The organism is Streptococcus sp. Marseille-Q5855 (assembly GCF_946901985.1).
Taxonomy (GTDB): Bacteria; Bacillota; Bacilli; order Lactobacillales; family Streptococcaceae; genus Streptococcus.
In genome coordinates, this window is record NZ_CAMPPR010000003.1 from 152472 (window position 1) to 166107 (window position 13636).

Annotated in this window: 14 protein-coding genes and 1 pseudogene; 1 reads left to right on the forward strand and 14 read right to left on the reverse strand. The window is 42.4% G+C overall.

Going from position 1 to position 13636, the window contains the following annotated elements; all coding sequences use genetic code 11:
* Positions 1-34: 34 nt before the first annotated feature.
* The 14 genes from frr to OC529_RS05175 form a co-directional block, all read right to left on the reverse strand.
* Positions 35-592 (reverse strand): ribosome recycling factor, encoded by a 558-nt coding sequence (gene frr / locus OC529_RS05110; RefSeq protein WP_262081636.1) that lies wholly within the window; start codon positions 590-592, stop codon positions 35-37.
* 20 nt (positions 593-612) lie between these two features.
* The gene (pyrH, locus tag OC529_RS05115; RefSeq protein ID WP_000002995.1) at positions 613-1338 is read right to left on the reverse strand and encodes a UMP kinase; all 726 of its coding nucleotides are present in this window, start codon (positions 1336-1338) and stop codon (positions 613-615) included.
* Between the two features lie 83 nt (positions 1339-1421).
* Positions 1422-2756 carry a methylenetetrahydrofolate--tRNA-(uracil(54)-C(5))-methyltransferase (FADH(2)-oxidizing) TrmFO gene (trmFO, locus tag OC529_RS05120; protein WP_262081637.1) on the reverse strand — a complete coding sequence of 445 codons (1335 nt, stop codon included), beginning with the start codon at positions 2754-2756 and terminating at the stop codon, positions 1422-1424.
* 187 nt (positions 2757-2943) lie between these two features.
* On the reverse strand, positions 2944-3822 hold the full coding sequence (gene rsmI / locus OC529_RS05125) for a 16S rRNA (cytidine(1402)-2'-O)-methyltransferase (protein ID WP_262081638.1): 879 nt from the start codon (positions 3820-3822) through the stop codon (positions 2944-2946).
* A 2-nt stretch (positions 3823-3824) separates the two neighbouring features.
* The gene (yabA, locus tag OC529_RS05130) at positions 3825-4142 is read right to left on the reverse strand and encodes a DNA replication initiation control protein YabA (protein WP_000358227.1); all 318 of its coding nucleotides are present in this window, start codon (positions 4140-4142) and stop codon (positions 3825-3827) included.
* Between the two features lie 39 nt (positions 4143-4181).
* On the reverse strand, positions 4182-5072 hold the full coding sequence (locus OC529_RS05135; protein ID WP_262081639.1) for a DNA polymerase III subunit delta': 891 nt from the start codon (positions 5070-5072) through the stop codon (positions 4182-4184).
* A complete protein-coding gene (gene tmk, locus OC529_RS05140) occupies positions 5069-5707 on the reverse strand; it encodes a dTMP kinase (protein ID WP_262081640.1) in 639 nt (212 codons plus the stop codon). Before tmk ends, OC529_RS05135 begins: the two co-directional genes overlap by 4 nt.
* Positions 5708-5935: 228 nt before the next feature.
* Entirely contained in the window at positions 5936-6733 is a 798-nt protein-coding gene (gene proC / locus OC529_RS05145) for a pyrroline-5-carboxylate reductase (RefSeq protein WP_262081641.1), read from the reverse strand.
* Positions 6734-6736: 3 nt separating this feature from the next.
* A complete protein-coding gene (locus OC529_RS05150; RefSeq protein WP_262081642.1) occupies positions 6737-7999 on the reverse strand; it encodes a glutamate-5-semialdehyde dehydrogenase in 1263 nt (420 codons plus the stop codon).
* A 9-nt stretch (positions 8000-8008) separates the two neighbouring features.
* Positions 8009-9118, reverse strand: a complete 1110-nt coding sequence (proB, locus tag OC529_RS05155; protein WP_261092558.1) for a glutamate 5-kinase — start codon at positions 9116-9118, stop codon at positions 8009-8011.
* Positions 9119-9218: 100 nt separating this feature from the next.
* Complete coding sequence (gene cbpE / locus OC529_RS05160) at positions 9219-11102, reverse strand: phosphorylcholine esterase CbpE (protein ID WP_262081643.1); 1884 nt, start codon at positions 11100-11102, stop codon at positions 9219-9221.
* A 2-nt stretch (positions 11103-11104) separates the two neighbouring features.
* Positions 11105-11992 carry an RluA family pseudouridine synthase gene (locus tag OC529_RS05165; RefSeq protein ID WP_262081644.1) on the reverse strand — a complete coding sequence of 296 codons (888 nt, stop codon included), beginning with the start codon at positions 11990-11992 and terminating at the stop codon, positions 11105-11107.
* Positions 11982-12443 (reverse strand): signal peptidase II, encoded by a 462-nt coding sequence (gene lspA, locus OC529_RS05170; RefSeq protein WP_262081645.1) that lies wholly within the window; start codon positions 12441-12443, stop codon positions 11982-11984. The genes OC529_RS05165 and lspA overlap by 11 nt, the downstream gene beginning before the upstream one ends.
* Positions 12440-13348: a LysR family transcriptional regulator gene (locus OC529_RS05175; protein WP_262081646.1), complete on the reverse strand. Its 909-nt coding sequence runs from the start codon at positions 13346-13348 to the stop codon at positions 12440-12442. Before OC529_RS05175 ends, lspA begins: the two co-directional genes overlap by 4 nt.
* Here OC529_RS05175 and OC529_RS05180 point away from each other — a divergent pair.
* A pseudogene (locus OC529_RS05180) lies at positions 13341-13415 on the forward strand (AraC family transcriptional regulator); the annotation flags it as partial. The gene OC529_RS05175 and the pseudogene OC529_RS05180 sit on opposite strands and share 8 nt — an antisense overlap.
* Positions 13416-13636 lie beyond the last annotated feature (221 nt).

Consider the following 13636-nt stretch of genomic DNA (forward strand, 5'->3'; position numbering starts at 1 on the left):
CCAGCAATGCCAACTGAGTTTTTCTGTTTATTTCTTAGACTTCCAAAAGTTCTTTCTCTTTGTTGGCAGTCATGTCGTCGATGTGTTTAACAGCATCGTCTGTTACTTTTTGAATGTCTTTTTCAAGAGTCTTCAATTCGTCTTCAGTGATTTCTTTTGCTTTCTCTTGTTTCTTAGCTTCATCCATAGCATCGCGACGGATATTGCGGACAGCCACTTTAGCACTCTCACCGACCTTCTTCACTTCTTTAGCAAGATCACGACGAGTTTCTTCTGTTAGAGCTGGGATAACCAAGCGAATCACAGAACCATCGTTAGCTGGTGTGATACCAAGATCAGAAGCGTTCAAAGCACGTTCGATGTCTTTCAATGAAGACTTATCAAATGGTGTCACCAACAAAACACGCGCTTCTGGAATCGTAATTGAAGCGATTTGGTTAAGAGGAGTCTCTACTCCATAGTATTCTACATGTACACGGTCAAGCAAGCTTGCATTGGCACGGCCAGCACGGATACCACCAAATTCACGAGCAAGTGATTGGTGAGACTGGGTCATTCTCTCTTTAGCTTTTTCTACAATTGCGTTAGCCATAATCTTTCTTATTCCTTTTCTTAGATATTATTTGAAACTGTTGTTCCGATATTTTCACCAAATACGACACGTTTGATGTTGCCTGGTTGGTTCATGTTAAAGACAACCAAGTCAATGTCGTTGTCCATTGAGAGGGTTGAAGCTGTTGAGTCCATAATACGAAGACCTTTATTGATAACGTCACGGTGGGTCAATTCTTCAAACTTAACGGCTGTCTTGTCTTTCTTAGGATCGGCATTGTAAACACCGTCGACACCATTTTTAGCCATAAGGATGGCATCTGCTTCGATTTCAGCTGCACGAAGAGCCGCTGTTGTATCTGTTGAGAAGTATGGTGAACCAATTCCAGCACCAAAGATAACGATACGGCCTTTTTCAAGGTGACGAAGGGCACGTCCACGTACGTAAGGCTCTGCCACTTGTTGCATTGCAATAGCTGTTTGTACACGAGTATCGACACCAACTTGTTGCAATGAATCTGCCATCACAAGAGCATTCATAACAGTCCCAAGCATTCCTGTGTAATCTGCCTGAACGCGGTCCATACCTGCTTCTGCTGCAGGTTCTCCACGCCAAAGATTTCCTCCACCAATAACAAGGGCAATTTCGATACCTAAGCTATGAACTTCTTGAATCTCTTTTGCGATTGTTTGAACTGTTTGGATATCAATCCCTACGCCACGTTCACCGGCAAGGGCTTCACCTGATAACTTGATTAAAATACGTTTATACTTGGGATTCGCCATTTTCACTCTCCTTTTTTTATCCTATCTATTTTATCACAATTTCTAAGATTTTTATAGTATCATGAGCAATTCTTTCAAAAAAATTAGACTGTTAAAAATTCCTCTAAGTCAGAAAGAGCACGCTCTGCAATTTTTTCATAACGAGCCTTCTTATCACGGATACGTTCACCTTCCAACTCCTTGATAATCCCAAAGTTGACATTCATTGGTTGGAAATGTTTGCTGTCTGCATGGGTGATGTAATGAGCTAAGCTTCCAATCGCTGTTGTCTCTGGGAAAATAGCCTCGCTTTCTCCCTTGAAAAGACGAGCTGCGTTAATTCCCGCAACTAATCCTGACGCTGCGGATTCAACATAGCCTTCCACACCCGTCATCTGACCAGCAAAGAAGAGATTTGGTTGTTTCTTGGAACGATAGGTCTGCTCCAGAAGATTTGGTGAATCCATGTAAGAATTGCGATGCATAACACCATAACGGACAAACTCGGCATTTTCAAGACCTGGAATCATTTGGAAAACACGCTTTTGTTCTCCCCATTTGAGGTGGGTCTGGAAACCAACAATATTGTATAGGCTACCTGCTGCATTATCCTGACGAAGTTGCACAACCGCATAAGGAGTTTTGAATTCTCCATCACGAGGTCCTGTGTAGTCGTCCGGATACTCAAGCCCCACTGGTTTCATAGGGCCATAAAGCATGGTTTTAATACCTCGTTTGGCCATGACTTCAATTGGCATACAACCTTCAAAGTACTTTTCTTTTTCAAAAGAATTGAGCGGTGCTTCTTCCGCAGTAACCAAGGCTTCATGGAAATCCATAAACTCTTGCTTGGTCATGGGCGCATTGAGGTAGGCTGCTTCTCCCTTATCATAACGAGACTTGAGATAGACCTTGCTCATATCGATAGTGTTGACATCGATAATAGGCGCTGCTGCATCGTAGAAATAGAAGCCATCGCCGTCATTAAGGGCATGAATCTTTTCAGCCAAGGCATCGCTGGTCAAAGGACCAGTAGCGACAACCGTAATAACATCTGTCGGTAATTCTGTAATTTCATCACGTACCACTTCAATCAAGGGGTGGTGGGCCACTTTTTCAGTCACCATCCGTGAGAAACCATCACGATCCACCGCAAGGGCACCGCCTGCAGGAACACGTGTAGCCTCAGCAGATTCCAAAATAACAGAACCCAAGCGACGCATTTCTTCCTTGAGAAGACCAACTGCATTTGTCAAAGCATCCCCACGAAGAGAATTGGAACAAACCAACTCAGCAAAATTGTCTGTTTTGTGCTGGGGTGTTGACTTGACACCACGCATTTCATAAAGTTTAACTGGAATACCACGTTCTGCAATTTGGTAGGCTGCTTCAGAACCTGCCAAACCTGCACCGATAACATTGATATAAGATTGAGACACGACACTAATACCTCTTTGGGAGTGTGAAGGCAAAATTCACATTGAAAAAGCCAACCGAACTCACTTCACTCTCGAGTTTCTTGGCTCAGGCTGAAAAAGTCCCCCGGACTTTTTCACTCCCACAAATCTTTCTAATTTTTTCTTCTACTAGTATAACAAAAAAAGGGAAGAAGGCAAACTTCCCTGTTTAGTCATTTTCTTGATTTTCTTCCCAGTAGTGGTAGGCAGCGTAAAGCTGGCTTTTATTCCACTGGTAAATCTTAGCGACTTCCTTGATAGCTTGATTTTTCTTCATGCCTTGATGGATACGGGCTTGAATTTCTAAGAATAAGTCTTCCTCGTCTTTTTCCTCCACATCCTGACTGGCACCTTCAACGATGAGAAGGCATTCGCCCTTGAGTGGCGTTTCAGCTATGCTTTCCAATAACTCAGAAATGGTACCTCTTTGGTATTCTTCATAGATTTTAGTCAATTCTCTGACCAAGACTACCGAGCGGTCACCATAGACTTCTAGCATATTTTCTAACGTATCTGCCACACGATGAGGCGATTCATAGAAAATCTGTGTTTCAGGATAGTCTTTTTTCGAGTCGAAAAATTGCTTTTGCTGGCCTGATTTTCTCGGTAAAAAGCCGTAAAAGATATGTGGCTGTGGTGCTAAACCACTGGCAATCAAGGCAGAAATTCCTGCAGAGGCACCTGGAACAGTCACAACCGCAATTTCTTCCTCAATCGCTACCTTAACCAAATCATGACCAGGGTCTGAGATGCTAGGCAGGCCCGCGTCGGATACCTGAGCAATGCTTTGTCCTGCTTTCAGGAAACCAATCAAATCAGGAATTTTTTCCTTGGCATTGTGCTCATGAAAACTAATCTGCTTAGTAGAAATGTCAAAATGCTTGAGCAGAAGCCCTGTATTGCGCGTGTCCTCAGCAGCAATACAGTCCACTTCTTTCAAGGTCTGAATAGCTCGAAAGGTCATATCATCTAAATTGCCAATCGGCGTTGCCACTAAGTACAGCTTACCGTAGGGAGACTGCCCCTTAAAACTTTTTTGAATCTGCATGCCTACTCCCTGTATAACAACTCGTCACAGAACATACATTCCTCATCCTGCTCTCGACGTTGTCCATAAAAATCATTACATACGTGAAAACCATCTTTATAAATTCGACGGACACTTTCACGAACATGCTTGGCCTTGACAGGAGCATCTGCTTCCACCTCACCCAAGCGTTCTCGCAACTTACTATTTTCCAAACGAAGAGCTGTATTTTCCTCTACCAGGCTCTTGAGATTTTTCTTGATGGCTTCCACATCGGCCAAGGTTACCAATAACTGTTGGGAAAAATCATCCAGCGCGTCAAATAATTCTTTTTTGTCCATAAACCAGCCCTTTCCTTTCTTTATCATTCATTTTTTAGTTTATATTTCTTTCAAGACCAGATATTCCATGGCATTTTGAAAGCTGACATTAGCTTGCCACATTTTTCTAGCTTCTAGCAAATCTTGTAGAATCACTCTTACTCTTGCTTGCAGGAGGTCCTGCCCACAGAGGACTTCAAGAATCCGTAAAACCTGATCTTGTTTTTCCTTGTCATCAGCCAAGTTCGCTAATTTAGCAACCTGCAAATAACTTTCTTTTTTCTTAGCCACTAACCAAGTCAGCAGGCGTTCACTTTCATCGACCAAGGTCCAAAAACTTGCCTGATTAGCCAACTTTTCTGCTTCAGCTCGCGATTGACTAAACTGGGCTAAAAGAGTTGCTTTTTTCTTGACCAGACCTGCTTGTTCTAATTGATGGATGAGTTTCTCTTCTTGTTTCTTAAAGTGGAAAATCTGGGTCCGACTGCGGATGGTCGGTAACATCTTTTCCTCATCGCTGGTCAAGAAGAAAATATAAACCTCACTCTGGGGTTCTTCGATGACCTTGAGCAGAGAATTAGCTGCGTTGGGATGCATCTTTTCCGCTTGTTCAATGATAAAGACCTGTTGCTGACTTTCAATCCCTGCTTGGGAAAACTGACCCACCAATTCTCGAATGCGTTCTGTCTTAATAACCTGATTGACTGGCTTAATCAAGGTAACATCTGGGAACTCTTCCTGTTCAATCAGCTTGCAATTTCGGCATTTCTCACATGGTAAAATACCTACTTTATCCGTACAAAAGAGACTTTTAGCCAAAAATTGCGCCATTTCCAAGCTTCCAAAGAAACCTGAAAAGAGGTAGGCATGATTGAGCTGGTCTTGCTCCAAGATACGGACAAAGCGGTCAAACTGATCTGGCTGCCAAGCCTTTAGTTGATCTTGTTTCATTTGGCCAAGCCCATTCTGTCAAACAAGACAGCCTTGGTATTTTCCACAACCTGCTCCAAAGGGAGACTAGCATCAATCTTGACAATGCGATTTCCCTCTTTATTCAGAAGAGAAAGATAGCCTTGACGGACTTTTTTGTGCAAGTCCAACCCTTCCAAGTCCAAACGATTGACCTCGCGATTGCTATTAGCAGCAATTCGAGCCAGTCCTTCTTCCACCTCGATGTCAAAATAGAGTGTCAAATCAGGTTTAAGGCCATCTGTCGCAAACTGATTGAGCCAATCAATGGCGTCAATATCCAAGCCACGACCAAACCCCTGATAGGCAAGAGAACTATCGATGAAGCGGTCCATAATGACCAACTTACCAGCTTCAAGGGCTGGAAGAACTTTTTCCACCAAGTGCTGCCTGCGACTGGCGATATAGAGAAGGAGTTCTGTCTTCGAATCCATCTGAGTATGACTTGGGTCCAAAATCACTTCCCGAATCTTCTCCCCAATCAAGACTCCGCCAGGTTCACGGGTCGTCAGCACCTCTACTCCTTTTTCCTCTAAAATTGGTAGCAGAGCCTCTAAAACACTGGTCTTTCCTGCTCCCTCCGGTCCCTCAAGAGAGACTAAAAATCCTTTTGACATGTCTAACTCATTTCTTTTTTACTACTTCTATTCTATCAAAAAAATAGGGGTTTGTGACAATCTTTTTGTCTTCTCATTTCATACTCAATGAAAATCAAAGAGCAAACTAGGAAGCTAACCGCAGGTTGCTCAAAACACTGTTTTGAGGTTGCAGATGGAAGCTGACGTGGTTTGAAGAGATTTTCGAAGAGTATCAACCACCATAAAAGAGGCAGACACATCCACCTCTTATTTACCTAGTTCTTGTGTTCGTTTGTAGGCTTGACCAACTGCCTCCATGACCGTTCCTCGAAAAGCATGCGCTTCTAGGCTTGCTACACCAGCGATAGTCGAACCGCCTGGGCTACAAACTTGGTCTTTCAATACTCCAGGATGTTGCTGACTTTCAAGGACCAATTGTCCAGCTCCTACCACAGTTTGAGCCGCCATTTTTAATGCTGTTTCTCGTGGCAATCCAGTCTGAATACCTGCATCTGCCAAGGCCTCAATAAAGAGATAGACAAAAGCTGGTCCACAACCTGCAAGACCTGTCGCTGCATCAATTAAGCTTTCCCCAAGTTCAACCAAGAGACCAGTCTTGGCTAAAAGCTGACAAAAGAGATCACTGTCCTCAGCCCTGCAATTAGGAGACAAGGCATAGCTAATCACTCCTTGTCCAATAGAAGCAGGAGTATTTGGCATCATACGAATAATTCGGTGTTGACTTGGGATAAGACTTGCTAGTTTTTCTAAAGTCAATCCAGCTGCCATGGAAATCAAAAGAAGACTTTCGCGTTTTTCAAGGATGGTCTGGTATTGAGAAAGCAAGTCTGAGAACTGTGCAGGCTTTACTCCTAGAAAAATCACATCTGCTTCTGCGAATATTTCTTCGTTGCTTGAAGCCTGACCACCAAAGTCGGCAACGAAAGCATCCACCTTGGCTTGGCTACGATTGGCAAGGAGAATCTCATCTGCCAGTCTAGTCTGCAAGACAGCCTTGGCCAAACTAGCTCCCATATTCCCCAAACCGATAAATCCAATCTTCATCTCTTACTCCCTTATCTGCCCGTCACCAGTAACCACATACTTGTAGCTAGTCAATTCTTTTAAGCCCATTGGACCACGCGCATGCAGTTTCTGAGTAGAAATTCCCATTTCACAACCCAGACCAAATTGGCCACCATCGGTGAAACGAGTTGATGCATTAACATAAACCGCTGCAGAGTCCACTTGATCTGTAAAGTAAGCTGCAACTTCAGCATTTTCCGTCACAATCGCATCCGAATGATGGGTACTGTGAGCCTCAATATGGGCAACCGCTTCTTCTAAACTGCTCACAACTTTAACAGCTAGGACATAGTCTAAAAACTCGGTGTCAAAGTCTTTGGCCTCAGCCGCTTGACCTGAAAGAAACTGACTTGCTTTTTCATCCAAGCGGAATTGAATTGGTTCCAACCCAGCTTCTTTTCGATCTGCAACCAGCACCTTCTCCAAGCGAGGAAGGAAGCTTGCTGCCTTGTCTTCATGAACAAGTAGAACCTCCATGGCATTGCAGACAGAAGGACGACTAGTTTTAGCATTGTTGATAATAGACAGAGCCTTGTCTTCATCAGCATCCTTATCTACATAGACATGGACAATCCCAGTCCCTGTCTCAATAACAGGTACGATCGCATTTTCAACAACTGCATTGATCAAACCAGCCCCTCCACGAGGAATGAGAAGATCTAAATAGCCCTTGGCCTTCATCATGGCATAGCTGCTTTCACGACTGGTATCTTCCACCAGTTGAATCACATCTGGATGAATGATCGTTGTCTCCAAGCCCTTCTTCAAAGCTGTGACAATGGCATGGGCTGTTTGATAGGCATCCTTACCACTACGAAGAACAACTGCATTTCCACTTTTAAGAGCCAAAGCAGCCGCATCAGACGTCACATTTGGACGGCTTTCATAGATAATACCGATAACCCCCATAGCCACCCGTTTCTTGGTGAGAACCAAACCATTTTCAAGATGATTGGTTTCTAAAACTTCACCGATTGGATCTGGTAAAGCAACCACTTCACGAATACCAGTTGCCATTGCTTCTATACGACCTGCATCCAAATAAAGACGATCCAGCATCACATCTGAGATTTTACCCTTGGACGCTTCCATATCGAGGGCATTTGCCGCTAAAATCTCCTCAGTAGCAGCCACTAAGTGATCAGCCATGGCTAGCAAGGCTTGGTTTTTCACGTCTTCACTAGCTGTGTTGATCGATTTTTTAACAGCCTGTACCTGTTCAAATTGTTCTTGTGTACTTACCATAGTTTACCTCTAAAATTCTGTAAAGAGTAGTTGGATTTCAGGAGTAATGGAAATCCAGTCATCACGGTGAATCAAGACACCCTTGGCTTTTTGAGAACGCAACATATCCTCCAAAGCAGATGCTCCAAATTGCACGCGCCCTTTTCCAAGTGATTTTCCACTTTCCTTGTCAAATACTGTCACAATATCACCGTAAGAAAAGGCGCCTTCTGCGTCAACAACACCAGATAAGAGAAGACTCTTTCCATGTTGAGAGAGAGCTTCCGCAGCCCCTTTATCAACCCAAATAGAACCTTGGCTCTGAGCATAGAAGGCCAGCCATTGTTTCTGGGTGCGAAGTCCCTTCTCTTGAGCAACAAAGTAAGAACCATCCTTGGTCTCCTCAGCTGCCTCAATCATGGCATCTGCCTTCAAGGATGAGCAGATATAAACAGGAACTCCTGATTCTGTCGCAATAGTCGCTGCTTTGATTTTGGTTAACATGCCCCCAGTACCGTTTGAAGAACCTGCTCCACCGGCCATATCAATAATCTCACGATTGATGGTCTCGATTCGCTCCAAGCGTTTTGCTCTTGGATCTGAATTAGGATTTCCAGTATAGAGACCGTCCACATCTGTCAAGAGAACCAAAAGGTCTGCTTGGACCATAGCCGCTACCTGGGCACTCAGAGTGTCATTGTCCCCAACCTTGAGCTCATCAATGACGACACTGTCATTCTCATTGATGATAGGAATCGCACCACGGCTAAGCAGAACTGACAAAGCCTGATGGGCATTTTTATAACGGCGCTTATCTACAAAGTCATCCTGGGTCAGCAAGATTTGGGCAGAAACGATTTGACGCAAGAGAAGATTGGTCGTGTATTCTTCCAACAAAAGGCCTTGACCTACCGCTGCTGAAGCCTGTTTATCAGCAATCTTAGTAGGACGCTTTTTAAATCCTAAGGCCCCAAAACCTGCAGCAATGGCACCAGACGACACCAAAATCAATTCATGACCAGCCTCGTGCAACATAGCCAACTGCTGGGTGATAGCCTTTACCTTACTACGTGATAAACTTCCATCCTCATTCGTCAGAGAAGAAGTCCCCACCTTAAAGACAATCCGTTTGTATTTCATAGTCTCACTCCGATTCTTCATATTTATCCATTATAACATGAATGACAAGAAATAGAAAAGAGTTGATAGAAAAAAGAAGGCCCTAAAACCTTCTTTTCTACTACTGTTCTGATTCCGATTTGTTTGCACTCGTTTCAGAGCTTTTTGAAGTTGATGATGTCAAATCTTGACTAGTTGAAGAATTTGTAACACTTTCATGTTGACTCGTTTCTTTATTTTCAAGATTCTTTTTCACTACTTCATTAGATTCTTTTATTTCTGAATTACTTGTAGTTCTAATTATAGCAGATTTCTCGACCGGAACATCCACCAACCAGGCACCACTTGAATCAACAGTATAGCCTTCTGGTGTCTTACCGTTCACAAGTAATTGACCATTTTCTTTCAAGAAGTACCATTTATCCTTGTCCTTGATCCAACCCACAGCTCGTGAACCATCTTCCTTGTAGAAATACCAATCATTTGCCTTTTTAAGCCAACCTTGCTTCATAGCTCCTGAATCTTCCAGATAATAATGATGACCAGCAACTTCTATCTCGCCTGTCTTCATGATACCAGTAGAATCCATATAGTACCAGGTTTCTTTATCTTTTACCCAACCCGTTTTCATTTCTCCTGATTGAGCAAAGTAATACCATTGCCCCTTATATTGAAGCCAGCCTGTCTTCATAGAGCCATCCTTTGATAAATAATAGGATTGTCCTCCAGTATTAAGCCAGCCAGTCTCCATCTGATTTTCTTTGTTGAAATAATACCAGCTTCCATTGATTTTCTTCCAATTTTTAGCTGATGCACCAGAGTCTGTCAAATAGAACCAACGATTGTTCCATTTTTTCCATTGATTCTGTAACAAGATACCCGTTTGGTTGAAGTAATACCATTCACCCTTGATTTCATTCCAACCTACTGCATACTCTCCTGTAGAATCAGGTGCTTGATACCACCAATTCCCATATGCACTCTTATGCCAACCAGCTTGAAAACTTGGAATCGGCTTATAGGAAGTTGAAATATTGACAAATCCATCTTGTCGAATATCAAAAACTGTCGCATCATAGTCTTTGCTGGCTGCGTTAATTCTCTCAATTCCACGTTCTTTGAGCCAATTGACATACTCACTATCAACACCATTTTTCCAAGGTAGACTATCCGAAGTTTGAACAATCAAACTCGGACTCAAATTTTTAATGAAATCCTTGGTGTTTGATTTATTGGTATCATAGTGATGATTAAATTTCATCAAATCAACTTTTCCAATGAGAGGACCATACTTGTCTTCTGCTCCATGAGCATTATCCAAATCTCCCCCAAGGTAAATTTTCTTGCCATTGACTTTTACCACGCTAATCAAGGAATTGGAATTGTCATCCCAAATTTTCTTTAATTCACCTGATGAATCAGTTTCATTTTCATAGTTATAGAGTTGAATATCCATGTCCCCAAACTGAAAATGAGCATCCCCTTGTGTGATGTTTTGAATAACTGAAACACCTTTTTCAGCAGCAGTCTGTAAAACCTTATCATAGCCATACAGATTATCCCATAAACGTTCAGAATTAGTAATACGATTATCACTATATTTTTTAAGATAGACTCGGTCAACTGGATAGGTAGACAGTAATTCATCAACATTTCCAATATGATCACTGTGGGTATGGGTCACCAAAATAAAATCAAGTTTTTGGACACCCAATTCCTTCAAACGACGAAAGACACGGTCTGTTAGAACATGCTTATAAGACGTTTCAATTCCTTCTCTCCATGGATAGCGAGAATCACTTCCATCTGGGAAGTCATAATCTTCTCCTGTATCCACCATGGCAAAATGCCCATTGCTTTCAAGAATAATCGCATCACTGCCACCTTCTTGAACATTGATAAAGTGAATTTTATTTCCTGAGCTTTCTTGAGCTTGAACATTTCCATACCATGACAAGCCTAAAAAAGCGCCCAAAAGTACTAAACTAGTTAATTTCTTTTTCATTCTTACCTCCTTAATTTCTCCAATGTTTCCTTAAAAATCTCTGGGATATCTGCTGTAAATTCCAAAATCTCACCTGTTCTCGGATGAGTAAAACCTAAAGTCTTGGCATGAAGAAATTGCCCATGTCCTTTCAGAGTCTTACGTGGACCATAGACTTCATCCCCAGCGACTGGATGACCAATATAAGCCATGTGAACACGGATTTGGTGGGTACGGCCTGTCTCCAGTTGTAACTCCACTAAGCTATAATCGCCAAAGCGTTCCAAAACGTGGAAACGGGTAACTGCAGGCTTCCCTTTAGCAGTCACAGCCTGTTTCTTACGGTCTTTTTCACTACGGCCAATCGGCGCTTCAATCACACCGCGATCATTGGGTAGATTTCCATGAACAATCGCCCAATATTTGCGTAAAGACTTTTTATCCTTGAGTTCTTGGGCAAGTGCTAGATGCGCCTCATCGTTTTTAGCAATCATGAGAAGACCTGACGTATCCTTATCAATACGGTGAACAATTCCCGGACGCAAAACCCCATTGATACCCGACAAGTCCTTAATATGATACATGAGGGCATTTACTAGGGTCCCACTGGTATGACCAGCACTTGGATGCACCACCATCCCCTGAGGCTTGTTAACGACGGCCACGTCCTTATCTTGGTAGATGATTTCTAGCGGAAGATTCTCAGCCACATACTCTAAGACCTCTGGCTCTGGTACATGATAAGTGACGACATCGCCCTCTTGGACAGTGTACTTAGCTTTCTTGACTTGGCCATTGACCAAGACCTGTCCTGATTTGATTTGCTCATTCGCGAGACTACGTGATAATTCTGTCAAATCCGACAAAGCCTTATCCAAACGCAGGCCACCAGTTTCAATTTTAATTTCCATTTATTTCCTCTTTTAGCATTGCAATCAATAAAATAATCACTCCAACCGTCAGATAGCTATCTGCCACATTGAAAATTGCAAAATTGATAAAGTCAAGGTGGAACATATCCACAACAAAGCCCTGACTGACCCTGTCAATAAAGTTTCCAAGACCACCTGCAATAATCAAGGTCAAACCCAAGACCATCCAGAGTGAGTCCTCCATGTGTTTATGTAGATACCAAATGGCACCTACCACGACGACCAGAGTAATGACAGCGAATAAGAACTGCTGATCTTGTAAGATAGAAAAGGCTGCCCCTCGATTTTGCAGGTAGGTCAAGCTAACGAAATTGGGAATCCAAGAACGCACTTCACCCAGTGGAATCTGTTGGACGATATAGGATTTGACTAACTGATCCAGCGCAATCAAAAGCAGTACAATGACTGCCACTAGTCCTCTTTTTTTCATGATTTCCTCTTCTGATTAAAATATTCTTGCATGACTTCTACGAAAAGAGTTCCAGCCTGACTAAGTTCCACTTCCTCACGTTTAACATAGACCATGCGATTATCCAAATTATCCTTGAGACGAATAACTGTGATGCCATTAACACTATCACTATCTAAAAATCCAGAACCTGTCGCATAAGCGTCCGTCCGCTCCAAAATACCATTCAAGGTAGCACGGTCTGTCACATTAAACATCTGTGAACTAGCACTGGTATCGACAAAGTTCTCTGAATAATAAAGGTACTCGTCTTTCTCTTGAGTGAAACGAACCGTTGGTAGATCCGCTAAATCCTCCATGACCAATTCATCTTTCTGAGCCAAAGGATGCCCTTCACGGAGATAAATATGGGTATGGAAGGGAATCAACTCAATGACCTCCAGACCTAGCTTTTCAACGCGTTGCATGATACCTTTTTTATTTTGATTGTTGAGGTAGATAATCCCAATCTCACTATGCCCTTGCGCTACTTCGTCTAAAATTTGAACAGTAGTTGATTCAAAAATACGGAAGTTCTTATAGTCAGGATAGCGCTCTGAAAAAGCCGTAATGGTTGGTGGCAAGAAGTCATAGTGCTGACTAGCAATGGAAAATTCATCTTTTTCTTCTTCAGGATTTGCATACTGATTTTGAAAAACATCAAATCCCTTGACCAATTCTTGCGCTTTTTCATAAAATTCCATCCCACGACGTGTCAAGAAAGTCCCTGAGCTGGTCCGACGGAAAATCTTAAAGCCCAATTCTTTTTCCAAATCACGAACAGAAATAGACAGACTCGGCTGACTAACATACATCTTTTCAGCAGCTTCACGGAAAGTACCACTATTGGCAATGGCAACAACATAGCGTAATTGTTGAATGTTCATCTTCTACCCCCAACTTCTTTATCTTTTCATTATACCATATTTTAGAAATTTTCCAAAAAGGAAAAAAACTCTAAGCATGCAGAGCCTGCTAACTCATGACAGAAAAAGAAGTTTAGCTTATAATGAAGATGAACAATACCAATCCGTGGTGTCTAATAGGGCTTTTCCTAGCCTGTTAAAAAAACTGGATGAACAAGAGTCATGAGATAACTCGAATATGCCTTGAGCATGAAAATAAAATTACTAGTAGCCTCTTGTTCTATTGTTCAAATAGTTAACAGGAGGTTT

Bases quoted from the DNA above. Each gene is read 5' to 3' on its own strand.
- OC529_RS05175 (WP_262081646.1), bottom strand. From the start codon at position 13,348: ATGAACATTCAACAATTACGCTATGTTGTTGCCATTGCCAATAGTGGT.
- yabA (WP_000358227.1), bottom strand. From the start codon at position 4,142: ATGGACAAAAAAGAATTATTTGACGCGCTGGATGATTTTTCCCAACAG.
- OC529_RS05165 (WP_262081644.1), bottom strand. From the start codon at position 11,992: ATGGAAATTAAAATTGAAACTGGTGGCCTGCGTTTGGATAAGGCTTTG.
- OC529_RS05135 (WP_262081639.1), bottom strand. From the start codon at position 5,072: ATGAAACAAGATCAACTAAAGGCTTGGCAGCCAGATCAGTTTGACCGC.
- lspA (WP_262081645.1), bottom strand. From the start codon at position 12,443: ATGAAAAAAAGAGGACTAGTGGCAGTCATTGTACTGCTTTTGATTGCG.
- cbpE (WP_262081643.1), bottom strand. From the start codon at position 11,102: ATGAAAAAGAAATTAACTAGTTTAGTACTTTTGGGCGCTTTTTTAGGC.
- pyrH (WP_000002995.1), bottom strand. From the start codon at position 1,338: ATGGCGAATCCCAAGTATAAACGTATTTTAATCAAGTTATCAGGTGAA.
- proB (WP_261092558.1), bottom strand. From the start codon at position 9,118: ATGAAATACAAACGGATTGTCTTTAAGGTGGGGACTTCTTCTCTGACG.
- proC (WP_262081641.1), bottom strand. From the start codon at position 6,733: ATGAAGATTGGATTTATCGGTTTGGGGAATATGGGAGCTAGTTTGGCC.
- tmk (WP_262081640.1), bottom strand. From the start codon at position 5,707: ATGTCAAAAGGATTTTTAGTCTCTCTTGAGGGACCGGAGGGAGCAGGA.
- OC529_RS05150 (WP_262081642.1), bottom strand. From the start codon at position 7,999: ATGGTAAGTACACAAGAACAATTTGAACAGGTACAGGCTGTTAAAAAA.
- rsmI (WP_262081638.1), bottom strand. From the start codon at position 3,822: ATGCAGATTCAAAAAAGTTTTAAGGGGCAGTCTCCCTACGGTAAGCTG.
- frr (WP_262081636.1), bottom strand. From the start codon at position 592: ATGGCTAACGCAATTGTAGAAAAAGCTAAAGAGAGAATGACCCAGTCT.